Below are 23,707 nucleotides of genomic sequence, written 5' to 3'. Positions count from 1 at the left end.
GCGCCTCTCAGCATGTCAGGATACCACCGATCTCCCGACACACGCCCTGGGTCGCTCCCGTCCCGTCCCGCGCGATCCATGCGCCCGGCCCGGTCGGCGTAATGGTCAGGCCTCTGCGCTGCGCCGCGATGCGCCGGTCGATGTCGTGCTGCACCGCCTGCTCGCGCTGCCATTGCTCGGGCGTCGCCGGGGCCGACGCGCCGCGCTCCCCACGCAGCGCGTCGAGCGCCGCCTGATCGCGCGCGATCGCCCGCTGCTCACGGGTCCGGGCGGCAAGGTCCTGCTGCCGGATCGCCGTCTCCACCTCCATCTGCCGTCGCGCCCGATCCGCCGCCGTGGCCACCCCTTCCTCCGGCACGATCGCACCCGGCGGCAGACCGACGCCGGCAGGATAGCTCTGCCCCCACGCCGCCGCGCACCATGGCGACAGGGCCAACCCCACCATCAGGACCAGCCCGTACCGTCCCCGCGACCTCTCCATCATGGCCGCGCATCCGCGAAATGCGTCGCCAGCCACGCGCGCATCAGCGCGTAGGACTGCCGGGCGGCATTCTCATCATACCGGCACGGCCCACCTGGAGCGGTCGCCTCGGTCTCGGTAAAGCAATGCACGGCATGCCCGATCACCACGAACTGCCAGGCGGCGGGGACCTGGCTCATCTCCCGCAGGAAGGCCGGAAGATCGGGCATCGTCCACTGGTCGTCCGCCCCGTTCATCACCAGCGTCGCTGCGCGGATCTGCCGCGCCAAGGCAGGATCGTCGGTCGCCAGCCCGCCATGGAACGAGACCGCCGCGCGCAGGTCCGCCCCGCTCCGCGCCAGATCCAGCACCGCCGTGCCGCCAAAACAGAAGCCGATGGCCGCCAGACGGGAGAGATCGATCGGTGCCGACACCGCCTGCGCCCGCAATGCGGCCAGCGCCCGCGCCATCCGCCGCCGAAGCAACGCGCGGTCGGCCATCAGCGGCTTCACCGCCGCCCGGGCCTGCGCGTCATCGACCGGCCGCACCGACGCGCCATAGACGTCCGTCAGCAGGATGACATAGTCACGCCCCGCGATTATCCGCGCCTTGTCGACGGCGATCGCATTCACCCCATGCCAGTTGGGCACCATGACCAGGCCCGGCCGACGGCCGGACACCGAATCGTCATAGACCAGCACGCTGGCGAAGCGCACGCCGTCTTCGGTCCAGGTGACGGGGCGTGTCACCATCCGTGCGACGGCCTCGCCCCGCCCCGCGTACAACGTCGCCACAACCAGGCAGAACAGGCCGAAAAACCGCCACAACCGCATCGCATCCCCCAGTGCCGAGTGCCGAGTGCCCAGTGCCCAGTGCGGACAGGCGGGATACCCCACCCGCCGCCACTCATTTCGCCGACCCGACCACCGCGATCAGCCGGCCGACGATCGTCGCATCGGCCAGCGTCGACAGATCGCCCAGCCCGTCCAGCTCGTGACAGGCGATCTTCCGCAGCAGCCGCCGCACGATCTTGCCCGAGCGCGTCTTCGGCAGGTCAGGCACCAGATAAACCCGTTCGGGCACCGCATAGCGCCCGATCCCCCTGGTCACGGCCAGCGACGCGGCATCCGCCAGGCCGGGTTCGGCCGCATCGCGCGCCACCGCGAACACGACCAGCCCCTGCCCCTTGATATCATGCGGAATGCCGACCGCCGCGCATTCGACGAAACGATGGTCGGTCGCCACCACATCCTCGACCTCGGCGGTGCCGATCCGATGACCCGAAACGTTGATCACATCGTCGATGCGCCCGGTGATCCAGTAATACCCGTCTTCATCGCGCCGCGCCCCGTCGCCCGAGAAATAATAGCCGGGGCAGAAGCTGAAATATGTCTGGCGGAACCGGTCGTGACCTCCCCAGATGGTCCGCGCCTGGCCGGGCCAGGAGCGGGCAATGCACAGGCAGCCCTCGCCCACCCCCTCGATAACCGCGCCCTTGTCCGTCAGCAGCGCGAGTTCCACCCCGGGCAGCGGCAGAGTGGCCGAGCCCGGCTTCTGCGGCACGGCACCGGGAACCGGCGCGATCAGGATGCCGCCCGTCTCGGTCTGCCACCAGGTATCGACCACGGGGCAGCGCCCGCGACCGACGGCCTCGTGGAACCACACCCACGCATCGGGGCTGATCGGCTCGCCCACGCTGCCCAGCAGGCGCAGGCTGTCCAGCGCATGGCGCTCCACCGTCCCGCCATCGTCGCGCATCAGCGAGCGGATCGCCGTGGGCGCGGTATAGAAGGTCGTGACCTTGTGGGTCTCGATCACCTCCCACCACCGTCCCGGCGCGGGATAGGACGGCAGCCCCTCGAACAGCAGGACCGTGCCGCCATTGGCCAGCGGCCCGTAGACGACATAGGTGTGGCCGGTGATCCAACTGATATCCGCCGTACACCAGAACACATCCCCCGCCCGATGATCGAAGACCAGCTCGTGGGTAAAGGACGCCCAGACCATGTAGCCACCGGTGGCGTGGACCACCCCTTTCGGCTTGCCGGTGCTGCCGGACGTATAGAGCAGGAACAGCGGATCCTCGGCCGCCATCTCGGCCGCCGGACAGTCCGGCGACGCCTCGGCCAGCAGCGGGCCCAGCGCCAGGTCGCGGCCGTCATGCATCGGCAGGTCCAGGCCGGTCACCGCCAGCACCAGCACGTGCCGCACGCTGGGCACCCCCCGCGCCAGGGCCTCGTCCATCACGCTCTTCAGCGGAATCCGCTTGGCGCCGCGCCGCGCCTCGTCGGCGGTGATGACGACCACCGCCCCGCTGTCGTTCAGCCGGTCGGCCAGCCCCTCGGCCGAAAATCCGCCGAACAGCACCACATGCAGCGCGCCGATCCGCGCGCAGGCCAGCATCGCCACCACGCCTTCGGCCACCATCGGCAGATGAATCGCCACCCGGTCGCCCCGCCCGACCCCGAGCCCGCGCAGCACATTGGCCATGCGGCAGACGCGCTCATGCAACGCGCGATAGGTCAGCCGCTCGACCTGCGCCGCCTCCTGCCCCTGCCAGATCAGGGCGATCTGCTCGCCCCGTTCGGCCAGATGGCGGTCCAGGCAATTGACGCTGGCATTCAGCCGCCCATCCGCGAACCAGCGGATCGAAACATCGTCCGCGAAGGACGAGCCGGACGCGACCGTCGGCCGCCATGTCCAGTCCAGACGCCCCGCCTGACCGAGCCAGAACCGTTCCGGATCGCGCGCGGCCTCTTCGGTCATCTGGCGCAGACGGTCGCCATCGACGGCCGCCTGTGCGGCGAATAACGGCGGAGTCTGGAAAATCTCTTTTTCTGACACTGTATTTTAAATCCACCTGTCGGACCGGTTTGAATGCCGATTTCTCTGGTTGGGGGGATGTGCGTCGGACAACATAGAGAATCCCTCCCCGGGACACGAGCCCAATTTCCGCTCTCGCTGCCATTTCCCCGAACGCTCGCCGCCTCAGCCCCCGATCGGGCGCTCCGGACCGGTATCGAGCGTGAATGGCAGCGCGTCCCGCCGATTGATATCCAGCGCCAGGCGATGATGCAGCGGCGGGTGCGCGCGCGACCGGCATTCGGTCCATTCGCACAAATGGCAGGATATACCGACAGGAATGGCCGGCGCCTGGAGATTCAGCCGGTCGGAATACACGATTTCCGAAGCCCGGGTCATGTCGCATCCCATGGCGATGGCATGGACCGGCTGCACGTCGTTCCAGCCGGTCGAAATGCCCGACACCGTCCGCGAGAAACACAGGAAGGTCCGCCCATCGGTAAACTGCGCCACCTGCGCCTGCGTGACGCCCGGCGTCGCGAAACATGTATTGGCATTCCATTGCGGGCAGGAATGCCCCTGCCGGGGCACCGGAAACCCGCAGGCGGAAAAGCTCTTGGTCATGTTGCCCGCCGGGTCGGTACGCACGAAGAAGAACGGCACCCCCCGCTCGCCCGGCTTCTGCAATGTCGACAGGCGCTGCGCCGCCTGCTGGTAGGACACGCCGAACCGGGCCGAGAGAATGTCCAGGTCGTAGCGCAACGCCACCGCCGCCGTCAGAAAGGGCGAATAGGGCATCAGCAGCGCGGCGGCGGCGTAGTTCACCAGCCCGATCTGGATGACGATGCGGGCATCCTCGGTGCTGGGCGCGATCTCGTGCAGCAGCGCCTCGATTGCCTCGCGCCCCTCCAGCAGCATCAGTTGAAAAGCCAGTTGGAAACCCCGGCTTTCCCGTGGCAGCAGGTCGGACAGCAGCAGCAGCCGGCTGTCGGGATCGTAGCGGCGGAATGCCCCGTCCAGGGCGGTGATCCGCACCACGATGCCATGAAGCTGGCGCAGGCGGGTGGCGATCATGTGGTTGCTTTCCGACGGCGGCAGCGCCTCGCCATCCGGCAGCCGGGCCGCCCGCGCCATGTCCGCGCGCACGTGCTGGGCGAGATCTTCCAGCGTGGGGAAATGGTTCAACCGTTCGTCATAGACCAGTCGCGCCTCCTCCTGCGGCAGGATGACGCGCGTGCCCGTCGGCAGCATCAGCCTTGTCGCGTCGTGATGCGCGGCCCGGAACGCCTGGTGCAGGGTCAGCACCGCCCGCGCGGCCTCGGGCTGGGCCGCCAGGGCGGCGATTTCCTGCGCCGGAATGCCATGCGCCCCCAGCAGCGGGTCGGACAGCGCCTGGTGCAGCAGGCCTTCCATCCGCTGTTCGTCCACCCCCGACAGCGCCTCGATGGACACATCCAGCGCCCGCGTCAGCTTGATCAGGAGCGACGCGGTGACGCTGCGCTGGTCATGCTCGATCAAATTGAGATAGCTGGGCGAAATGCCCAGCCTTACGGCCAGCGCCTGCTGCGACAGGGACCGTTCGGTCCGGATCCTGCGGATGATGCGGCCGATGCGGGTCGGGGACATGTTTATTTACTCGTTTTTACAAATATATTCATCAGTATGTAAATGGTTTTACACCATTCATGATCTGGCGTCTTCTTTTGTCTGGCATGTACTGTCAGGTCTCTCCTTAACTGGTCGCACAGCATGATCGAAGAGGAAGATTCGTCAATGCCCGCCGGGGGCCGCCTGGTCATCGGCATGCACCGGCCACCACAGACACGCCGGACCGGACCCGGTCCGCACATTCCATTCAAGGGAAACCGTCATGTCCCGTCGCACCATTGGTCAGATCCACGTCGATCGCGCTCTCGATTCCTTCGTCACGAACGAGGTCCTGCCCGGGACCGGCATCGCCCCCGACCGGTTCTGGGCCGGCCTGTCCGACATCGTCTCGCAGTTCGCGCCCAAGGTCCTGAACGCGCTGGCGCGGCGTCGGCTGCTTCAACAGGCCGTGGACCAGTTGCTGACCGCGCCGGGATTCGATCCAGCCGATATCGACGGCCAGATCCGGCTGCTGCGCACGACCGGATATCTGGAGCCCGAGCCCGCCCATTTCGACATCACGACCCGCGATGTCGATGCCGAGATGGCCCATGTCGCGGGCCCGCAGCTTGTCGTGCCCGTCACCAATGCCCGCTACGCGCTCAACGCCGCCAATGCGCGCTGGGGCAGCCTGTACGACGCGTTCTACGGCACGGATGCCGAGCCGTACGGCCCCTCGGGCGTGCCGGCTCGCGGCTATGACGAACGGCGCGGCGCGCAGGTGATCCGGCGCGTGCGGCTTATTCTGGACGAGATCATGCCGCTGTCGCAGGGCAGCCACGCCGATGCCACCCGCTATCATGTCGCGGACGGGCGGCTGTTCGCCACGATCGCCGGCATCGCCGAGCCGGTCGAACTGCGCCGCCCCGCCCAGTTCGCGGGTTTCCAGGGCTCCGGCGACAGGCCAGAGGCCGTCGTGCTGCGCAATCACGGACTGCATATCGAACTGCGCTTCGATCCCACCTCGCCGATCGGCAGCCGCGACAAGGCCGGCATCGCGGACGTGATCGCGGAATCCGCGCTGACCACCATCATGGATTGCGAGGACAGCGTCTCGGCCGTCGATGTCCAGGACAAGATCCTCGTCTACCGCAACTGGCTGGGCCTGATGAAGGGCACGCTCACCGCGTCGTTCCCCAAGGGCGGGCGCACGGTGGAGCGGCAACTGGCGCCCGACCGCCGCTATACCGCGCCCGACGGCACGTCGCTGGTGCTGCCGGGGCGCAGCCTGATGCTGGTGCGCAATGTCGGGCACCATATGTTCACCGACGCGGTGGTGGACAGCACCGGCCATGCCATCCCCGAGGGGGTGCTGGACGCCGCGATCACCGCCGCCATCGCGCTGCACGACCTGCGCGGCAATTCGCCCACCATCAACAGCCGTACCGGGTCGATCTATATCGTCAAGCCGAAGATGCATGGCGGCGAGGAGGTCGCGCTGTCCAACGCCCTGTTCGACCGGATCGAGCAGTTGCTGGACCTGCCGCCCAACACGATCAAGATGGGCATCATGGACGAGGAACGGCGCACCAGCGCCAATCTGGCCTCCTGCATCCATGCGGCGCGCGCGCGCGTAGTCTTCATCAATACCGGCTTCCTCGACCGCACGGGCGACGAGATCCATTACTGCATGCAGGCCGGCCCGGTGGTGCGCAAGGCCGAGATGCGCGCCGAACCGTGGATGGCCGCCTACGAACAGCGCAACGTCGCCATCGGCCTGGCCTGCGGCCTGAAGGGCCGCGCGCAGATCGGCAAGGGCATGTGGGCGATGCCCGACCGCATGGCCGACATGATGGAACAGAAGATCGCCCACCCCCGCGCCGGCGCGAACACGGCGTGGGTGCCGTCGCCCACCGCCGCGACCCTGCATGCCCTGCACTATCATTTCGTCGACGTGCGGGCCGTTCAGGACCGGCTGAAGGCCGCCCATCCGGTGGCCCTGCCCGCGCTGCTGACTCTGCCGCTGGCCCGCCAGGTCGCCTGGTCGGCGGCGGAGCGCCGAGCGGAGCTGGACAACAATCTGCAAGGCATCCTGGGCTACGTCGTGCGCTGGGTGGATATGGGGATCGGCTGCTCCAAGGTGCCGGACCTCAACGATGTCGGCCTGATGGAAGACCGCGCGACGCTGCGCATCTCCTCGCAGCATGTCGCCAACTGGCTGCGTCACGGCGTGATCTCGGAGGACGATGTCCGCACCTCGATGACGCGCATGGCCGCGATCGTCGATGCGCAGAACCAGAGCGAGGACGGCTATCGCCCGATGGCCGAAAATCCCGACGGTCCCGCCTTCCGCGCGGCGGCCGAACTGGTCTTCACCGGCACCACCCAGCCCAACGGCTACACGGAGCCGACCCTGCATCGCTGGCGCCGTGTCGCCAAGGCGCAGGCGGCGGCAGGCCAGGGCGCGCCCGTGCTGGAAAAGACGACGATCTGAACCACCCACCCCGTCCGGATGTCCCCATCCGGACGGGCCCCTTCGCCCGGCGCCACGTGGCAAAGGCCGCGATCATGCGCGCTTCCCCATTTCGTGAAAACCCCCCCGCTGCACGATGACGCGCCGCACCCCATTTCGCGGGAAGCACGAGTCCGCTGCGAGCGGGGGAAGACCATGTCGTCAGATCGCTCCATCCTCTTCAGGAACAGGCACGACGCCGGCCAGGCGCTGGGTATCGCCCTTCGGCCGCTGGCCTCTTTCCATCCCCTGGTTCTGGCGCTGCCGCGCGGTGGCGTGCCCGTCGCGTTCGCGGTCGCACAGGCGCTCGATGCGGAGATGGACCTGCTGTTCGTACGCAAGATCGGCAGTCCCGGTCACGAGGAATATGGCTTCGGCGCGGTCGTCGATGGCGCCGAGCCGCAAATCGTGCTCGACGACGCCTATGTGCGCGTGTCCGGAATCAGCCAGGAGACGATCCAGGACATCGTGGATCTGCAACGGGCGGAAATCGACCGGCAACGCCGCCTGTATGCGCCGGACCGGCAACCGGCGCCGGTCACCGGTCGCGTGGTGATCGTCGTGGATGACGGAATCGCCACCGGCGGCACGATGCGGGCCGCCCTTCGCGCATTGCGGAAAAACCGCCCAGCCCGCCTGGTGCTGGCCGTACCCGTGGCGCCCCCCGACAGCATCGCGACCCTCGGCGCGGAATGCGACCAGACCGTCTGCCTGCTGCAACCGGAATCCTTCCATGCCGTCGGCGCCTATTATCACGATTTCTCCCCCGTGGAGGATGCCGAGGTCATCCGGCTGGTCGCGGAGGCCCGCGCCATGCACCGCGTCCGCCGGCATTCCGATGCCATCTGACATCTCGGCCGGACGCATCCCGGTCGCGCGCGCCGCTCAACGCAGGGCCGGACGCGCGGGCGGCAGGCGGCTTTTGTCGCGCAGAATATGAATGGTCATGATTTCCCCGATATTCGTCTGGGAGATCAGCCCCATGAATCGCCCCTGTCCGTCGCACACCCCGACCGCCGGTACCTGGCGTTCCTCCAACAGGCGCATGGCATCGTCCACGCTCTGGTAGGAATGCAGGGTGGGGATATCCGGCATCATGATGTCGGCGGCCATCGCATCCGTCTGTCCGGCATGCATGGCCCGCAGGATGGCCGCATGCGTCAGAAGGCCACACAGCTTGCCCTGCCCGTCCACGACGGGGAATTCCCGCTGCGGCAGATGCACCATCGTGACGACGATATCGTCGATCCGACTGTCGGGTGACACGGGCTGGAGATGCGTGGTCATGACATCGGACACGATCATGCCATGCGCCAGTTGACGGAACAGGGCCCCCTGCGCCTCGGCCACGGCGCCCAGATAGACGAAAAGCGCGATGAACACGAGCAGCGGATTGCCGACAAGGCCGAGAAATCCAAAAACGAACGCGATCCCCTGCCCGATCGAGGCGGCAACCTGCGTCGCCTGGGCATAGGCCATCCGATAGGTCAGCAAGGCCCGCAGCGCCCGTCCGCCATCCATCGGAAACGCCGGGATCAGGTTGAAGACCGCCAGGAACAGGTTGATGCTCGACAGCCGCGCCACCAGGCCCACGCCCTGGTCCTGGAACGCGGCGCCCGAAAGATGCGGCACGCTCCGCGTGATGCCATACAGGATCGCGGCGATCACGAGATTCACCGCCGGCCCGGCCAGGGCGATCACCAGTTCCTGGGTCGGCTGCTCGGGAATGCGCGCCATCCGGGCAACCCCGCCGATCGGCAGGAGCGTGATGTCGCGGGTCTGCACGCCATAATGCCGCGCGGCGAGCACATGGCCGAATTCATGCAGCACGACGCAGGCAAACACGGCCAGCACGAGCACAACGCCGTCGATCGCCGCCCGCATGCCGGCCCGCGCGGCATAGACCGCGCCGATCCAGACCAGAAAGAGCAGGAACGTGATGTGAAGCCGAACCGTCGTTCCGCCAAATCGGCCGATCGGGATGGACCAGGTCATGCCGTGCCCTCGATGAACGATCGTCTGCTGCGCGAACATGGTTAACATCGTCGCGCGGCATAAGTTCGCCCCGCGCGTGGCGCGCCTCCCCATCACAGAGTCCGGAGCCGCCTTGTTTCCCCCCTCCTCGCGCGCATCTGTGGAGGAAGAAGAAAAAAGACCGATTTTTCATGAGGATCAGGAAAGATGACCGCCCGGAACACCATTCTGATCGTCGTCGCGGACGGGGCGCATGCCCGCTTCGTGCAACCGGCCGAAAACCGTGCGCTGCACACCATCGAATCCTTCGACGCCCTCTCCGCGCGTCAGCGGACGTCCGACCTCGGAGACGACGCGCCGGGCGCGACCTACCATACCGGCTCCACCGCCCGCCACGCCCTCGCCCCGCGCCATGACCGCCACAGGCTGGAGATGGACGCGTTCTCGCAATTCGTCGCCCGGCAGATCAATGAATGGGATCATGCGTATGACAGGCTTCTGGTCATCGCGCCCGCCCATAGAAACGCGGAAATCGTCAGTCACCTCAAGCCGGAATCCCGAACGAAAATCATCGGAATCATCGACAAGGACCTGACCGGGGTGCCCGACGACGCCCTGGGGGATCACATCGACCACGTCATCTGATCCCCTGCCGCGATACCGCGCCCCGCCCCCGCCGTCTGGTATCGGACGCGCGACACGGCCATAATCGCGCAGTGCCGGAGCCGGCAGCCAGAGTCCGCTCCCGGCACATGGTCATCGTCCGGAAAGGCAGGCCCATGTATCGGCGTCGCTTCTGCTCGTCCCTGGGGGCGGCGCTGGCCCTCTCCGGCTCTCCCGGCATCGCCGACGCCGACGACGGGCCGATGGTCGGGCCGATCCACCTGGTCGGCAACCGGGTGGCCATGCCGGTGCGCGTCAACCAGGCCGGCACCTTCCTGTTCGCCATCGACACCGGAGGCGCCATCAGCCTGATCCGTGAGGACCTGGCGCGAACATTATCGCTTCCCTACGGCGGGTCGCTCAATGTCGGCGTCGCAGGGCATGACGGCCCCCACGAGACGTTCGTGATCGAGGATGCGACCCTCGCCGGCATCGTACGACAGCAGAATGTCCGGCTGGTCGGCGTCGGGCCGACCGTGCTGGGCGACCAGATCGCGGGCGCGCTCGCCTCCGGCATCCTCACGACGGTCTTCAGCGAGCTGAATTTCGACACCTTGCAATGGCGGGTCTGGCCGAACGGTCGCCCGAACCTGGCGGGCTTCACCCGGCTGGACTCCGAAATCACCCGTTCCGAACCCGGCCGCTGGTCCCCTGCCCTGACCGCCGCGGGCACCGTCAACGGCACCCGCCTGCGCTTCCTGCTCGATACCGGCGGGCTGTCGCTGGTGCGGCTGAACCACCGCGCCGCCCGCGATCTCGGCCTGTGGTCGAACGATCATCCGTTTGCGCCGCTACCAAACGGCAGACGGATCGTCAGGCTGAAAACGATGGCATTCGCGGGATACGTCTTCGACGGCCTCCTGGCCCTGCTGCTGTCCGACAATCGCGAGGACGATATCTCCGACGGCCTGATCGGACTGCCGCTGCTGCGCTGTTTCAATCTGGCCTGCGATCCGGCCGGCCACGTGATCTGGGCCAGACGCAGCGGCCTGTCGCCTGCGCCCTTCACCTACCCTCTCTCCGGCCTCGCCGCCACCCAGGCAGGGGGCGCCCTCCGCGTCACGGCCGTCGGCAAGGGCAGCCCGGGGGAACAGGCGGGCATCCGTCCCGACGACACGATCCTCAGCCAGGCCCCCCAGGCGACCCTGCAAGCACTGGGCGGCCCGCCCGGCTCCGCCGTGTCGCTGACGATCAGCCGCCCTTCCGGGCCATTCTCCGCCACGGTCACCCTACGCCCCTATCTCTGACGATCATCCCGCGCCGGCACATGCGCATCACGTCGCGGATCTCGCGACAAGTGATCCGTCGAATGCCCTGCTGCTCCATAAACCGCGTCAACGACAGGTCGGTGAGGCAGGCCGCGTCATGGATGCGAATATGGGTGAAGCGATGATCGTAGGCGCGCAGTTCGCCAGTGTCGTCGGCCGGATGGGCGAAGATTTCGCCAATACCGGGCGACAGGCCCGGCACCACCTCCAGCAGGACGTCCCGGGCCGGATACGGAACGGACGCTGTGACATGACCCCGCTTCGTTGCCGGTCCGGCCACATCCCCTCTTGCGAGGACAGCACCTCGCTCGGGAAAGCAGGTTGGTGCCGAACGTCCGTCCAGCTCTTGATGCTGGCAGGCAGCCTAATCGGACAGGCACGCAAAGACAACCGCTCCGGCGGTTCAGCCATGGGGGGCCGAACGGGCGGAATGCTCCAGATAGAGCCGCAGCACCGCCTCGGCTTCCACGTCCCCGGCCGATTGCGGGCCTGGACCGTCCTGTGGAAGCGCGAAGATCGCCTTGACCAGATGCAGCAGTATCACCGCCCGTTCGTCATGCGCCCCCGGCGAGCCGCCGAGCCGCGACAGCAGCCCGCCCATGCGCCCGATCAGCGCCGTGCGGAGCGTACCCGTCCCGGCCTGCCACGCGATTCCGCTGTCGATCAGCGACAATACGACGGACCGCTCCGTCCGCAGGCACCGGACGATCTCCAGCAGCCCCGCCGCCGCATCCGCCACGGACAGGGGCGGATCGCGGTCGATCAACCGGTCCAGCGCATGCAGCAACCGCTCGCCATAGCGTTCGAGCAGCGCGACGGCCAGGACCTCCTTGGTCGGAAAGAAGCGATAGAGCGAGCCGATCGCCGTGCCGGAGCGAAGAGCCACCTCGGTCATCGTCGCCGCCTCGTAGGACTTCTCGGCAAACAGCGCCGTCGCCGCCTCGAGGATCGCCGCGACACGATCTCGTCCGCGCTGCCGCTTGGGGGCCAGCGCGACGCCAGGGGGGAGGCTTGACATAATGCGAGGACTCCCTCAACTAACTTTATGCGAGACAATCTTCGCATAATGAACTTTCCGCCGCCGGTCGATAAGCGATGTCGACACGCGACACGACGGTATCTCCCACCCCTGCGAGGCTTCAATCCATGCTTCAATGCGACCCGCGAACCACCGCACTCGTCCTCATCGACCTGCAAAACGGCATCCTTGCCCTGCCGACCGTCCCGAGACCATCGTCCGAGGTGCTGGAGGGCGGAAAATCCCTGGCCAAGCGGTTCCGCGACGCCGGCGCGGCGGTGGTTCTGGTCCGCGTCGCATTCGCTCCCGACTATGCCGACGCACCGCCGGGCTCCACCGATCAGCCCCTCGCGCGTCCCGAGGGCGGCCTGCCGGCAAACTGGGCGCGCCTCGCGGATGGGCTGGAGGCACCGGGCGACATCGTCATCACCAAGCATCAATGGGGCGCGTTCACGGGCACGGAGCTGGACCTGCAACTCCGCAGGCGGGGCGTGCGGACGATCGTGCTTGGCGGCATCGCCACGAATTTCGGCGTCGAATCCACCGCGCGCCACGCCTGGGAGTTGGGCTATCACGTCGTCATCGCCGAGGATCTGTGTACCAGCCTGTCGGCGGAGTTGCACGACATCGCCGTCCGCTCCGTTTTCCCACGGATCGCGCGCGTGACGCGGGCCGACGGCATCTCGATCAGCCATTGATCCACGCCGCGGTCCGGCCCCTCCGCACGGCCTCCCGTCCTGCGGTGGGGCGTACTGGCCCTCCTGTCGCCGGTCTTCACCGCCAGGATGCGCGGTCCGCATTCCATCTCGATCCATGCAGGTCGCCCGGTTCTTCCGCGTCCCGGTCACCGGGCCGGCCGTGGCACGCTGGCCGTCTCGGACATCGTCCGGTCGCCCTCTCTGAGACGTGCCAGCCAAACGCGTTATTTTTTCGAATCCCCCCTTGAGCGCCCCGCTTTCGAAACCAGCTCACTCATAGCCCGGCGCATCAGCGTTTCCGGGCGCCATTCTCCAGAACGGCAGAAAACGACGAACAGGAGATTGATGATGGCAAACCTCGAAAAAATTTCGGAAAAAACGGAAACGACAACGGGGAAGACGGGCATGCCCGTCTCCCGTCCATCGGCGGGGTCGGCCCTGGACGCCCTGCGATGGGAACTCGATCGTCTCTTTGACGATTTCCGCACGAGCACGTGGCGCCGTCCGGCGAGCCGCATACCCGGTCTCGAACGTCTTTGGCCACGAGACGACACATTCGCCGTCGTCCCGGCGATTTCCGTGGTGGAAAAGGACAATTCCTACGACGTCGTCGCGGAACTGCCTGGAATCGATGAAAAAGATCTGGAGATCAAACTCTCCGGCGGCGTTCTGAGCATTCGCGGCGAAAAATGCGAGCAACGCGAGGACGAACAGAAGAACTATCACTATTCGGAACGTCGCTTCGGCACATTCATGCGGTCCCTCGCGGTCCCCGACGGCGTCGATGCGAGCAAGATCGATGCTTCGTTCGAGAACGGGCTCCTGACGATCACCATGCCCAAGACGGTGGACGCCCAGAAAAACGAGAAGATCATCCCCGTCAAACACGCCTGACACGCCGCGCCGCAAAAAAACAAACCCCGCCACGGGGGCGGGGTTTGCCGACAGTCCCGGCCGCCCCAGCGGGGCGGCCGTCCATGCGATCCGGCCGAAATCAGGCCGACTTGGCCACGATCTCCTCGGCCACATTGCGCGGCACCGGGTCGTAGTGATGGAACTGCATCGTGAAGGACGCGCGCCCCTTCGTGATCGAACGCAGGTGCGAGATGTAGCCGAACATTTCCTTCAGCGGCACCAGCGCGCGGACCATAACGGTCGAGCCCGAGCTTTCCTGGTTCTGGATCATGCCGCGACGACGGTTCAGGTCGCCCACCACGTCGCCGACATGATCGTTCGGCGTCGTGACTTCCACGTCCATGATCGGCTCCAGGATCACCGGGCCGGCCTTCTTCATGCCTTCGCGGAAGCAGGCCTTGGCGGCGATTTCGAACGCCAGCGCCGAGGAGTCGACGTCATGGTACTTGCCGTCCAGCAGCGTGAACTTGAAGTCCACGGTCGGGAAGCCCGCCAGCACGCCCGTCGTGGACTGCATGCGGATACCCTTTTCGACCGCCGGAATATATTCCTTCGGCACGGTGCCGCCGACGACCTTGTTCTCGAACTGGATCTCCTGGTTCCGTTCCAGCGGCGCGAACTCGATCTTCACTTCGGCGAACTGGCCCGACCCACCCGACTGCTTCTTGTGGGTATAGGTCTCGACATGCGGCTGGGTGATCGTCTCGCGATAGGCCACCTGCGGCGCACCGATATTCGCGTCCACGCCATATTCGCGGCGCAGGCGGTCGATGATGATGTCCAGATGCAGTTCGCCCATGCCCGACAGGATGGTCTGGCCGGTTTCCTGGTCGGTCTTCAGACGCAGCGAGGGGTCTTCGCCCGCCAGCTTCTGCAACGCCAGGGTCATCTTCTCGACCCCGTCCTTGGTCTTCGGCTCGACCGAGATGTCGATCACCGGCACCGGGAAGCTCATGCGCTCCAGCACCACCGGGTCGGCGGCGTCGGCCAGCGTGTCGCCGGTCTGGGTGTCCTTCAGGCCCACGAAGGCGGCGATGTCGCCGGCGTGGACTTCCTTCACTTCCTGGCGCTTGTCGGCATGCATCTGGAAGATACGGCCGATCCGCTCCTTGTGGTCCTTCGTGGTGTTCAGGACGCTGTCGCCCGAACGCAGCACGCCGCGATAGACGCGCACGAAGGTCAGCGTGCCGTATTTGTCGTTGATGATCTTGAACGCCAGGCCGGCGAACTTGCCATCTGGATCGACCGGGATGATCGGCAGCGCGTTCTCGTCCACTTCCTCGCCCTCGGGCGGGGCGATACGGATGCCCGCCACGTCGTCCGGCGCGGGCAGATAGTCGATCACCGCATCCAGCAGCGGCTGCACGCCCTTGTTCTTGAAGGCGGTGCCGCACAGCACCGGGCGGAACTCACCCGAGATCGTGCCCTTCTTGATGCAGCGCTTCAGGGTGGCGACATCGACGTCGCCCTTGTCGAAATATTCTTCCATCGCCGCGTTGTCGACGGCCAGCGCCGTGTCCAGCAGTTCCTGCCGGGCCTCGGCGGCCTTTTCCTTCAACTCGTCCGGAATCTCGGCGTAATGGAACTTCGCGCCCAGTTCGCCGCCTTCCCAGATGATCGCGCGCATCTCGACCAGATCGACGACGCCGACGAAGTTTTCCTCGGCCCCGATCGGCAGTTGCAGCGGGATCGCGACGATGTCCAGCTTCTCCTTCAGCGTGTCGAACGCGCGGTAGAAGTCGGCGCCGGTGCGGTCCAGCTTGTTGATGAAGATGATGCGCGGCACGTTGTAGCGGTCGGCCAGGCGCCAGTTGGTCTCGGACTGCGGCTGCACGCCGGCCACGCCCTCGATGATGAACACCGCGCCGTCGAGCACGCGCAGCGAGCGGTTCACCTCGATGTTGAAATCGATATGGCCCGGCGTGTCGATGATGTTGATGCGATGCCCGTCCCATTCGCAGGTGACGGCGGCCGAGGTGATCGTGATGCCGCGCTCACGCTCCTGGTCCATATAGTCGGTCGTGGTGTTGCCCTCATGGACCTCACCGATCTTGTGCGACACGCCGGTGTAATACAGGATCCGCTCGGTGGTCGTCGTCTTGCCGGCGTCGATATGCGCGGTGATGCCGATATTACGGATCAGTGAAAGATCGGACTTTTCAGACACGGGGGGAACCTCCACAAAACAGTTCAGGCGCGAACGGAACCTTTCCCCTCGCGCCTGCCGGAGCCGGACGCCCACCCCGTCGACAAAGGTCGAGGACGATGCGGACCGGCCGAATAGACAGTTGGCCCTGACATGCGTCAGGCACCTGAGACATGCAAGCCCACCCCGGCCGAAAACCCGGCCGGGGCGGCACAGGATCGTCAGGCTGCCGCGGCGGCCTTCTTTTCCTGGGCGCGCAGGATACGGCGCTTCAGCGCCTGCGCCTCAAGCGGCAGCTTGCGGTTCGGCGTCGACAGCAGGAACGCGTCCAGCCCACCGTTATGCTCGACCGTGCGGATGCCATTGGTGCTCAGGCGCATACGCACCGGGCCACCCAGGATATCGGACAGCAGGGACGTCTCCTGCAGGTTCGGCAGGTAGCGGCGGCGGCTCTTGTTGTTGGCGTGGCTGACGTTATTTCCCGTCAGCACGCCCTTGCCCGTGATCTGGCAACGGCGAGACATGGTATCATCCTCGGATAACTGGGGCCGAGGCATAATGCCCGGCAACGATCGTCAAGATTAGGCGCGGCTTATGGCCAAGCTACCGCGCCTCGTCAAGCCGAAAGGCACGATTCGCGGCGTTTTCGCCCGAATCCCCTTCCGGCCCCTTCCCTTACTCGGGGCGCGCGACCTTGTCACGGTCGGGGTGCAGGTCGCCCGACCGCACGCTGTGAATGGCGTTTTCCAGCATCGCCAGCATCGTCCCCTGGTCCATGGTGCGGGCCAGCAGCCCCAGCGCGCCGCCCAACAGAGCCGATGAAATGGCGATCGGCGGCAGGTTCTCGCCCAGCATGTATTCGATGGCCTTGTCGACCACGGCGCCGCAATGGCTCAGTTCCTCGGGAACCGATCCATCCTGGCCCAGCGCGGGTCCTTCGCCGTCCGTCTCCGCCATGTCATCCTCTCTCCGTCATATGCCGCGCGCCATGCGGGCGGCGCGGCCGGGCGCAAAATGCCCCCGTTCAGGCCGGAAGACCAGCCCCCACCGCCGCCTGGCCGGCATCCTCTCCACGCTCCTCGGCCTGGGCGGCCCACATGCCGGCATAGAGCCCGTCGCGGGCCAGCAGGCTGCGATGCGTGCCACGCTCCTTGATCACCCCGTCCCCCATCACAAGGATTTCATCCGCGTCGATCACGGTGGACAGCCGATGGGCGATGATCACGGTCGTCCGCTCCGCCGAGACGGTCCGCAGCGCGACCTGGATTTCCTGCTCGGTATGGGTGTCCAGCGCGCTGGTCGCCTCGTCCAGGATCAGGATACGCGGATTCTTCAGGATGGTCCGGGCGATGGCGACGCGCTGCTTCTCGCCACCCGACAGTTTCAGCCCCCGCTCGCCCACCCGGGTCGCATAGCCGTCCGGCAGGCTGGCGATGAAGTCATGGATCTGCGCCAGCCGCGCCGCGTGCTCGATCTCCTCCTGCGACGCTCCCAGCCGGCCATAGGCGATATTGTAGCCGATCGTGTCGTTGAACAGCACGGTATCCTGCGGCACCACGCCGATCGCCGCCCGCAGCGCCGCCTGACGATAGGCGCGCACGTCGTGCCCGTCGATCACCACCCGGCCCGACGTCACGTCATAGAACCGGAACAGCAGCCGGCTGATGGTCGATTTGCCCGCCCCGGTCGGCCCGACGATGGCCACGCGTCCACCCGCCGGCACGCTGAAGCTGACATCGTGCAGGATCTCGCGGTCGGGCCGGTAGCCGAAGCGGACATGCTCGAAGCGGATCGCGGCCGCCGGCGCCTCGTCCAGCCGGCCGGGCAGTTCGATCGCGTCCGGCCGGTCCTTCACGTCGGGCGCCTCCTCCATCAGCCGGAACATCTGTTCCAGGTCCACCAGCGACGTGCGCAGCGACGAATAGATGCTGCCGAGAAAATTGAGCGGCAGATAAAGCTGCATCAGATAGGTGTTGATCAGCACGAACCGCCCCACCGTCAGACGCCCCTGCCCGACATCGTGCGCCGCCAGCAGCATCACCACCGTCAGCGTGACGGCGATGATCGCCGCCTGGCCGAAATTCAGCCCGTTGAGCGAAAGCTGGGTCCGCACCGCCGCCCGTTCGTAGCGAAGCTGGGTTTCCTCGTAGCGGCGGCTCTCATGCTCCTCGTTGCCGAAATACTTCACCGTCTCGTAGTTCAGCAGGCTGTCCAGCGCCTTCCAGCTCGCCTCGCTGTTGATCTCGTTCATCTCGCGGCGGATGCCGATCCGCCAGGAGGTGAACCCGATCGTGAAGCCCACATAGGCCGCGACCGCCAGCAGCATGATCGCGGCATAGCGCCAGTCGAACAGGCGCCAGATGACGGCGATCACCATCAGCGCCTCGATCAGCGTCGGCACGATGTTGAACACGCCCACCCGCAGGATGGTCTCGATCGCCTCGGTCCCGCGCGCGATCGCCCGCGTCACGCCGCCCGACTGGCGGTCGAGGTGAAAGCGCAGCGAAAGCGCATGCATGTGGCGGAAACTGCGCATCGCCGCCACGCTGCTGATATGGAAGCGCACCGGGGCGAACAGCGCATCCCGCCATTCCCCCATGCCCGCCGACATCAGGCGCAGCATCCCGTATCCGACGATCAGCGCCATGGGAATCGTCAGCCCGTCCATGGTGCCGGGCCCGTGATGCAGCGCGTCGACCACCAGGCTGTAGACATAGGGCACGGCGATCGTCGCGATCTTGGCGGCGACCAGCAGCAGGCAGGCCCCCACCACCCGCGCCCGGGTACCGACATCGTGACGGGGCCAGAGATAAGGCAGCAGGGCGCGCAGGGTCGCATGCACGGGGCGTCCGAGCGCGGCCCGGTCGGAGGATGAGGGCGGTGTCATGCCATCCGATGTGGCATGCGAGGGTCGATTTGCAAACTCCCGTCCTCCGCTGCGGCCCACCACGCGGCAGGATTGTCACACCCTCACCCGCCCGGTATGCCATGGCCACGCATATGGAGCAGACCCGCATGACATCGGACGCCGCCCCTTTCATCCGGCATCTCGATTCCTGCAATACCGCGCGCCTGCCCGGCGCGCGCGCGCCCTTTCGCCTGGGCGACGCGCCGGCCGGCTGGATCGCGCCCGATCTGGTGCCCGAACTGGAGCGGCGCGGCCTGCGCCGTCTGTCGGGCGCGCTGGTGCTGGACGACCCGGCCGCGCTGGAGGCATTGGGCGAGACGCTGGCCGCCAACGGCGTCTACCGCTCCCACCACGAAATGTTCGACGTCGCCCCCACCGCCGACGCCGCCCCGGTCGCGCGCATCGACCGGGGCGCGCTGCCGCTGTTCGGGCTCATCGCGCACGGGGTGCATATGAACGGGCTGGTCCGCCACCCGGACGGCCCGCATCTGTGGGTCGGCCGCCGCGCCATGACCAAGCGGCTGGACCCCGGCAAGCTCGACCATCTGGTCGCCGGCGGCATCCCCGCCGGCCACACGCCCCGGCAGGCGCTGGAGAAGGAAGCGGCCGAGGAAGCCGGCATCGCCCCCGGCCTGATCGCCCGGGCCACCCCGGCGGCCTGCATCCGCTACGCCATGGACCGGCCGGAGGGGCTGCGCCGCGATGTCCTGCATTGCTACGACCTCGACCTGCCGCCCGACTTCGTGCCCGTCCCCACGGATGGCGAGGTCGAATCCTTCATGCTGATCCCCCTGCGCGAGGCCTGGCGGATCGTGCGTGACGGCGACGCTTTCAAGTTCAACGTCAACCTGGTCCTGATCGATTTGTTCCTGCGCCACAGGCTGATCGATCCGGACAGTCCCGGCGGACGCCGCCTGCGCGCGGGCCTGTCCGGGCTCGACAATCCGGCTTTCGCCTGATGCGCGCGGTCGCGGCATGCCTTCTGGCGGCATCATCCCTGCTGGCCTCGTGCGCGCCGGCGGCCCATGACGGGCCGGCGGGCGACGATCTGGCCTGCGCCCGCTTCGGCGCCCGCCCGGGCATCGAGATCTCGCTGCTGTTCGGCCTGAGCCGGCCCGACGGCCGCCCGATCACCGACGCGGAATGGCACGATTTCCTGTCCCGCGCCGTCACGCCGCGCTTTCCCGACGGGCTGAGCGTGTTCCAGGCCAGCGGCCAGTGGCGGGACCGGACCAGCCTGCGGATCACCTCCGAACCATCGCGCATCGTCTGGATCGCCGCCGACGCCCGCGCCCCCGGCCTGGCCGCGCGGCTGGACGCCGTCCGCGCCCAGTATCGTCGCGACTTCCAGCAGCAATCCGTGGGATTGGTCCTGCGCGCCGGCTGCCAGGCCTTCTGAGACACGCCGCGCGGGGCCCCTGTCACTTCCATGGACGGTCTTGTATGGTCGCGCCTCGTCCCGGCTTCCGGTCGGACAGCGATGGAGAGAGACGATGACCACCGCCCCGGTCGCCCGCAGGCAGCCCCAGACCATCACGCAGCTCGGCCGTGTGCGCGTGGACGAGTATGGCTGGATGAAGGACGAGAACTGGCAGGAGGTCCTGCGCGATCCGTCGGTGCTGCGCGCCGACATCGCGGACCATCTGCGGGCCGAAAACGCCTACACCGCCGCCATCCTGGCCCCCACCGAGGCGTTGCAGGCCACCATCGTCGCCGAGATGCGCGCCCGCATCCGCGAGGACGAGACCTACCCCGCCCTGCCGCACGGTCCCTGGCGCTATTACCTGCGCTACGACACCGGGGCGCAGCACCCGATCCATGCCCGTCATCCGGCCGGACGGCCGGACGAGGAGACCATCCTGCTGGATGTCCAGCGCGCGGCCCGGGGCCACGATTATTTCGCCGTCGCCACCGCGACGCACAGCCCCGACCACCGCCTGTTCGCCCATGCGGAAGACAGCCAGGGCTCCGAAGTCTACCGCGTCATCATCCGCGACATCGCGGGCGACACGCCGGTCGGCCCGCCCATCGAAAGCTGTAGCGGCAATTTCGCCTTCTCGCCCGACGCGCGCTACCTGTTCTGGACCTGGCGCGACGCGCATGGCCGCCCGACGAAAATCTATCGCCGCCGCATCGGCACCGCCGAGGACGTGCTGGTCTACCAGGAAGCCGACCCAGGCTTCTTCATCGGGGTGGAGGCCAGCCGCTCCGGACGCTGGATCGTCATCTCCGCCGCCAACCAGGACACGTCGGAATCGTGGCTCATCCCCGCCAGCCGCCCCGAAGCCGATCCGATATGCGTCGAGCCACGCCGCAGCGGCGTACTCTACACGATCAGCCATTGGGGCGACCGGTTCGCGATCCTGACCAATGCCGATGGCGCGGTCGATTTCAAGCTGATGGAAACGCCCGACACCGCGCCGTCGCGGGCCAACTGGCGTGACCTGGTCCCCCACGAGCCCGGCCGCTACATCACCGATTGCATCGCCTTTGCCGGCCATCTGGTCTGGCGCGAGCGCCGCGACGCCAACACCGCGCTGGTGATCCGCCCGGCCGACGGGCCGGATCATGTGCTGTCGTCCGACGAAGACGCCTATGTCCTGTCCTTCTCGGGCTCCTACGAATACGACACGGCCGAACTGCGCTATGTCTACCAGTCGCCGACCACGCCACGGCAATGGCTCGCCTATGACATGCGGACCCGGACCCGCCACCTGCTCAAGAGCCAGGAAGTCCCGTCGGGCCACGATCCCGCGCATTATCGATGCTGGCGCCTCACGGCCCGCGCCCCCGATGGCACCGAGGTGCCGGTCACCGTACTGGGGCGACACGACACGCCGCGCGACGGCTCCGCCCCGCTGCTGCTCTATGGCTACGGCGCCTACGGCCATGCGATCGAGCCGAGCTTCTCCACCGGGGTCTTCAGCCTGGTCGACCGGGGCTGGTTCCACGCCGTCGCCCACGTGCGCGGCGGGTCCGAGAAAGGCTGGAACTGGTTTCTCGGCGGGCGCGGACGCAACAAGCCCAACAGCTTCACCGATTTCATCGCCTGCGCCGAACATCTGGCCGCCACCGGCTTTACCAGCGCCGGACGCATCGTCGGCGACGGCCGCTCGGCCGGCGGCATGGTCATGGGGGCGATCGCCAACATGCGCCCCGACCTGTTCGCCGGCATCGTGGCGGTGGTGCCCTTCGTGGACGAACTGAACACCATGTCGGACACCAGCCTCCCCCTGACGCCGCCGGAATGGCCGGAATGGGGCAACCCGCTGGAAGATCCGGAAGCCTATGACCTGATCGCCGGCTACGCCGCCTACGAACAGGTCGGGCCACGCCCCTACCCCGCCATCCTGGCCATCGGCGGCCTGTCCGATCCGCGCGTGACCTATTGGGAACCGGCGAAATGGGTCGCCCGGCTGCGCGTCCACAGCATTTCATCCCGTCCCATCATGCTGCGCACCAATATGGAAGCGGGCCATGGCGGCGCCTCGGGGCGTTTCGACGCGCTGAAGGAAGCCGCCCTGATCCAGGCCTTCGCCATCTGGGCGGTGGATGGCACGAACCGCCCGTGACGCCCGAGCAGAGGATCATGATGACGGACCCCGCCAGCCCCGCGATCGTCCCGCCCATGGATCGGTCTCCCTTCCGCCAGATGCGCGAGCGCCACAAGGTGCAGCGCATCGCCCGCGGCCTGCTGGCCACCTCCTTCGTCCTGCTGGGGCTCTATACGGTTCGCGGCTTCCTGCCGTCGCTGATCTGGGGCGCCATCTTCGCCATCGCCGCCTGGCCGCCCTATGTCGCGATCCGCGACCGCTGGAAACTCCGGCCCGGCGGCGTCCTGCTGCCGCTGCTGTTCACCACCGCGATCGCCCTGATCTTCCTGATCCCGATGGGCCTGTTCGCGCTGGAAGCCGGGCGCGAGGCGCAGGGCGTGCTGAACTGGGCCGACATCGCGCGCCATTCCGGCGTGCCCGTCCCCCGCTGGCTCCGCCGCCTGCCGGCCGGCGCCTCGGCCATCACCAGCTGGTGGCAGCAGCATCTGCAGGACCCGGACGACGTCTCGGAACTGCTGCATTCCTTCAATGTCGGACGCAGCATGCGGATGACGCAGCAGGTCGGGACGCAGATCTTCCATCGCGGCCTGCTGTTCGTCTTCACGATCCTGACCCTGTTCTTCCTGCTCAAGGACGGCGAGACCGTAACGCGGCAATGCCTGGTGGTCTCGCGCCGGGCCTTCGGCAAGCGGGGCGAGACCATCGCCGAACAGATCGTCGCCTCGATCCACGGCACGGTGGCGGGGCTGGTGCTGGTGGGCCTTGGCGAGGGCGCGCTGATGGGCATCGCCTATCTGGTCGCCGGCGCGCAGCATCCGTTCCTGTTCGGTGTCTTTACCGCCGTGGCGGCCATGATCCCGTTCTGCGCCGTCGTCGCGGTCGCGCTGGTCTCGCTGGCGCTGCTGGTCAAGGGCACGGTCATCGCCGCCATCGTCATCTTCTGCCTGGGCATGGCCGTCATCTTCTTCGCCGACCATTTCGTCCGGCCGGCGCTGATCGGCGGATCGACCCAGATGCCCTTCCTGTGGGTGCTCACCAGCATTCTCGGCGGGGTGGAAAGCTGGAGCCTGCTGGGCCTGTTCATCGGGCCCGCCATCATGTCGGTCCTGCACCTGATCTGGCGCAACTGGACGCGCGACCGCATCCAGGACCCAACGCGCGCCGGCCGCGAGGAAATCGACGACCTGGCCGATAGATGATGC

General features: G+C 67.2%; 21 protein-coding genes and 1 riboswitch. Of the genes, 10 read left to right on the top strand and 11 right to left on the bottom strand.

The features are described from left to right. Positions 1-7 precede the first annotated feature (7 nt). From HLH48_RS08635 to HLH48_RS08620, 4 genes are all read right to left on the bottom strand, one after another. Positions 8-484, bottom strand: coding sequence for a hypothetical protein (locus tag HLH48_RS08635; RefSeq protein WP_182997098.1), 477 nt, complete (start codon positions 482-484; stop codon positions 8-10). After that, on the bottom strand, positions 481-1,356 hold the full coding sequence (locus HLH48_RS08630) for a dienelactone hydrolase family protein (protein ID WP_343065399.1): 876 nt from the start codon (positions 1,354-1,356) through the stop codon (positions 481-483). The genes HLH48_RS08635 and HLH48_RS08630 overlap by 4 nt, the downstream gene beginning before the upstream one ends. A 10-nt stretch (positions 1,357-1,366) precedes the next feature. After that, a complete protein-coding gene (gene acs / locus HLH48_RS08625; RefSeq protein ID WP_182997097.1) occupies positions 1,367-3,304 on the bottom strand; it encodes an acetate--CoA ligase in 1,938 nt (645 codons plus the stop codon). Between the two features lie 144 nt (positions 3,305-3,448). Beyond that, positions 3,449-4,888 carry a helix-turn-helix domain-containing protein gene (locus tag HLH48_RS08620; protein WP_182997096.1) on the bottom strand — a complete coding sequence of 480 codons (1,440 nt, stop codon included), beginning with the start codon at positions 4,886-4,888 and terminating at the stop codon, positions 3,449-3,451. 244 nt (positions 4,889-5,132) lie between these two features. Between HLH48_RS08620 and HLH48_RS08615 the strand changes: the two genes are divergently transcribed. Together HLH48_RS08615 and HLH48_RS08610 are read left to right on the top strand one after the other, a co-directional pair. Continuing rightward, on the top strand, positions 5,133-7,343 hold the full coding sequence (locus HLH48_RS08615) for a malate synthase G (RefSeq protein WP_182997095.1): 2,211 nt from the start codon (positions 5,133-5,135) through the stop codon (positions 7,341-7,343). Between the two features lie 174 nt (positions 7,344-7,517). After that, a complete protein-coding gene (locus tag HLH48_RS08610) occupies positions 7,518-8,210 on the top strand; it encodes a phosphoribosyltransferase (RefSeq protein WP_182997094.1) in 693 nt (230 codons plus the stop codon). Positions 8,211-8,246: 36 nt separating this feature from the next. Here the strand turns inward: HLH48_RS08610 and HLH48_RS08605 are convergent, their stop codons facing one another. Beyond that, on the bottom strand, positions 8,247-9,356 hold the full coding sequence (locus HLH48_RS08605; RefSeq protein WP_182997093.1) for a site-2 protease family protein: 1,110 nt from the start codon (positions 9,354-9,356) through the stop codon (positions 8,247-8,249). 186 nt (positions 9,357-9,542) lie between these two features. Here HLH48_RS08605 and HLH48_RS08600 point away from each other — a divergent pair, with 186 nt between their 5' ends. Then, positions 9,543-9,980 carry a host attachment protein gene (locus HLH48_RS08600; protein WP_182997092.1) on the top strand — a complete coding sequence of 146 codons (438 nt, stop codon included), beginning with the start codon at positions 9,543-9,545 and terminating at the stop codon, positions 9,978-9,980. A gap of 134 nt (positions 9,981-10,114) precedes the next feature. Continuing rightward, positions 10,115-11,245, top strand: coding sequence for a retropepsin-like aspartic protease (locus HLH48_RS08595; protein ID WP_182997091.1), 1,131 nt, complete (start codon positions 10,115-10,117; stop codon positions 11,243-11,245). Here the strand turns inward: HLH48_RS08595 and HLH48_RS08590 are convergent. Together HLH48_RS08590 and HLH48_RS08585 are read right to left on the bottom strand one after the other, a co-directional pair. Beyond that, positions 11,223-11,546, bottom strand: coding sequence for a hypothetical protein (locus HLH48_RS08590; protein WP_182997090.1), 324 nt, complete (start codon positions 11,544-11,546; stop codon positions 11,223-11,225). The genes HLH48_RS08595 and HLH48_RS08590 overlap by 23 nt on opposite strands. Continuing rightward, positions 11,517-11,624: riboswitch (SAM-I-IV-variant riboswitch) on the bottom strand. (Overlaps the previous gene by 30 nt.) 45 nt (positions 11,625-11,669) lie before the next feature. Then, a complete protein-coding gene (locus HLH48_RS08585) occupies positions 11,670-12,284 on the bottom strand; it encodes a TetR/AcrR family transcriptional regulator (protein WP_182997089.1) in 615 nt (204 codons plus the stop codon). Positions 12,285-12,412: 128 nt separating this feature from the next. Here HLH48_RS08585 and HLH48_RS08580 point away from each other — a divergent pair, with 128 nt between their 5' ends. Together HLH48_RS08580 and HLH48_RS08575 are read left to right on the top strand one after the other, a co-directional pair. After that, positions 12,413-12,982 carry a hydrolase gene (locus HLH48_RS08580; RefSeq protein WP_182997088.1) on the top strand — a complete coding sequence of 190 codons (570 nt, stop codon included), beginning with the start codon at positions 12,413-12,415 and terminating at the stop codon, positions 12,980-12,982. A gap of 348 nt (positions 12,983-13,330) precedes the next feature. Continuing rightward, the gene (locus HLH48_RS08575; RefSeq protein ID WP_182997087.1) at positions 13,331-13,876 is read left to right on the top strand and encodes an Hsp20/alpha crystallin family protein; all 546 of its coding nucleotides are present in this window, start codon (positions 13,331-13,333) and stop codon (positions 13,874-13,876) included. Between the two features lie 100 nt (positions 13,877-13,976). Here the strand turns inward: HLH48_RS08575 and fusA are convergent, their stop codons facing one another. From fusA to HLH48_RS08555, 4 genes are all read right to left on the bottom strand, one after another. After that, complete coding sequence (fusA, locus tag HLH48_RS08570; RefSeq protein ID WP_182997086.1) at positions 13,977-16,064, bottom strand: elongation factor G; 2,088 nt, start codon at positions 16,062-16,064, stop codon at positions 13,977-13,979. Between the two features lie 200 nt (positions 16,065-16,264). Further along, on the bottom strand, positions 16,265-16,567 hold the full coding sequence (gene rpmB / locus HLH48_RS08565; protein ID WP_182997085.1) for a 50S ribosomal protein L28: 303 nt from the start codon (positions 16,565-16,567) through the stop codon (positions 16,265-16,267). A gap of 151 nt (positions 16,568-16,718) precedes the next feature. Then, positions 16,719-17,000, bottom strand: a complete 282-nt coding sequence (locus tag HLH48_RS08560; RefSeq protein ID WP_182997084.1) for a hypothetical protein — start codon at positions 16,998-17,000, stop codon at positions 16,719-16,721. A gap of 67 nt (positions 17,001-17,067) precedes the next feature. Continuing rightward, positions 17,068-18,930, bottom strand: coding sequence for an ABCB family ABC transporter ATP-binding protein/permease (locus HLH48_RS08555; RefSeq protein ID WP_182997083.1), 1,863 nt, complete (start codon positions 18,928-18,930; stop codon positions 17,068-17,070). Positions 18,931-19,058: 128 nt separating this feature from the next. Between HLH48_RS08555 and HLH48_RS08550 the strand changes: the two genes are divergently transcribed. The 4 genes from HLH48_RS08550 (at position 19,059) to HLH48_RS08535 (ending at position 23,704) form a co-directional block, all read left to right on the top strand. Then, the gene (locus HLH48_RS08550; RefSeq protein ID WP_182997082.1) at positions 19,059-19,910 is read left to right on the top strand and encodes an NUDIX hydrolase; all 852 of its coding nucleotides are present in this window, start codon (positions 19,059-19,061) and stop codon (positions 19,908-19,910) included. Next, a complete protein-coding gene (locus tag HLH48_RS08545; RefSeq protein ID WP_182997081.1) occupies positions 19,910-20,350 on the top strand; it encodes a DUF3574 domain-containing protein in 441 nt (146 codons plus the stop codon). The genes HLH48_RS08550 and HLH48_RS08545 overlap by 1 nt, the downstream gene beginning before the upstream one ends. A 94-nt stretch (positions 20,351-20,444) precedes the next feature. Continuing rightward, positions 20,445-22,523, top strand: a complete 2,079-nt coding sequence (locus tag HLH48_RS08540) for a S9 family peptidase (RefSeq protein ID WP_182997080.1) — start codon at positions 20,445-20,447, stop codon at positions 22,521-22,523. Between the two features lie 20 nt (positions 22,524-22,543). Next, positions 22,544-23,704: an AI-2E family transporter gene (locus HLH48_RS08535; RefSeq protein ID WP_182997186.1), complete on the top strand. Its 1,161-nt coding sequence runs from the start codon at positions 22,544-22,546 to the stop codon at positions 23,702-23,704. Positions 23,705-23,707 lie beyond the last annotated feature (3 nt).

Source organism: Gluconacetobacter sacchari, from assembly GCF_014174255.1.
Taxonomy (GTDB): domain Bacteria; phylum Pseudomonadota; class Alphaproteobacteria; order Acetobacterales; family Acetobacteraceae; genus Gluconacetobacter; species Gluconacetobacter sacchari.
The sequence above is the reverse complement of the archived record's forward strand: the minus strand, read 5'-3'. Positions and strand labels throughout refer to the sequence as shown.

Excerpts from the sequence above, each read along its gene's own strand:
- HLH48_RS08635 (WP_182997098.1), bottom strand. The coding sequence starts at position 484 with ATGATGGAGAGGTCGCGGGGACGGTACGGGCTGGTCCTGATGGTGGGG.
- HLH48_RS08600 (WP_182997092.1), top strand. The coding sequence starts at position 9,543 with ATGACCGCCCGGAACACCATTCTGATCGTCGTCGCGGACGGGGCGCAT.
- HLH48_RS08585 (WP_182997089.1), bottom strand. The coding sequence starts at position 12,284 with ATGTCAAGCCTCCCCCCTGGCGTCGCGCTGGCCCCCAAGCGGCAGCGC.
- HLH48_RS08545 (WP_182997081.1), top strand. The coding sequence starts at position 19,910 with ATGCGCGCGGTCGCGGCATGCCTTCTGGCGGCATCATCCCTGCTGGCC.
- HLH48_RS08560 (WP_182997084.1), bottom strand. The coding sequence starts at position 17,000 with ATGGCGGAGACGGACGGCGAAGGACCCGCGCTGGGCCAGGATGGATCG.
- HLH48_RS08620 (WP_182997096.1), bottom strand. The coding sequence starts at position 4,888 with ATGTCCCCGACCCGCATCGGCCGCATCATCCGCAGGATCCGGACCGAA.
- HLH48_RS08615 (WP_182997095.1), top strand. The coding sequence starts at position 5,133 with ATGTCCCGTCGCACCATTGGTCAGATCCACGTCGATCGCGCTCTCGAT.
- HLH48_RS08605 (WP_182997093.1), bottom strand. The coding sequence starts at position 9,356 with ATGACCTGGTCCATCCCGATCGGCCGATTTGGCGGAACGACGGTTCGG.
- HLH48_RS08535 (WP_182997186.1), top strand. The coding sequence starts at position 22,544 with ATGACGGACCCCGCCAGCCCCGCGATCGTCCCGCCCATGGATCGGTCT.
- HLH48_RS08550 (WP_182997082.1), top strand. The coding sequence starts at position 19,059 with ATGACATCGGACGCCGCCCCTTTCATCCGGCATCTCGATTCCTGCAAT.
- rpmB (WP_182997085.1), bottom strand. The coding sequence starts at position 16,567 with ATGTCTCGCCGTTGCCAGATCACGGGCAAGGGCGTGCTGACGGGAAAT.
- HLH48_RS08555 (WP_182997083.1), bottom strand. The coding sequence starts at position 18,930 with ATGACACCGCCCTCATCCTCCGACCGGGCCGCGCTCGGACGCCCCGTG.
- HLH48_RS08575 (WP_182997087.1), top strand. The coding sequence starts at position 13,331 with ATGGCAAACCTCGAAAAAATTTCGGAAAAAACGGAAACGACAACGGGG.
- HLH48_RS08595 (WP_182997091.1), top strand. The coding sequence starts at position 10,115 with ATGTATCGGCGTCGCTTCTGCTCGTCCCTGGGGGCGGCGCTGGCCCTC.
- HLH48_RS08610 (WP_182997094.1), top strand. The coding sequence starts at position 7,518 with ATGTCGTCAGATCGCTCCATCCTCTTCAGGAACAGGCACGACGCCGGC.
- HLH48_RS08580 (WP_182997088.1), top strand. The coding sequence starts at position 12,413 with ATGCTTCAATGCGACCCGCGAACCACCGCACTCGTCCTCATCGACCTG.
- HLH48_RS08540 (WP_182997080.1), top strand. The coding sequence starts at position 20,445 with ATGACCACCGCCCCGGTCGCCCGCAGGCAGCCCCAGACCATCACGCAG.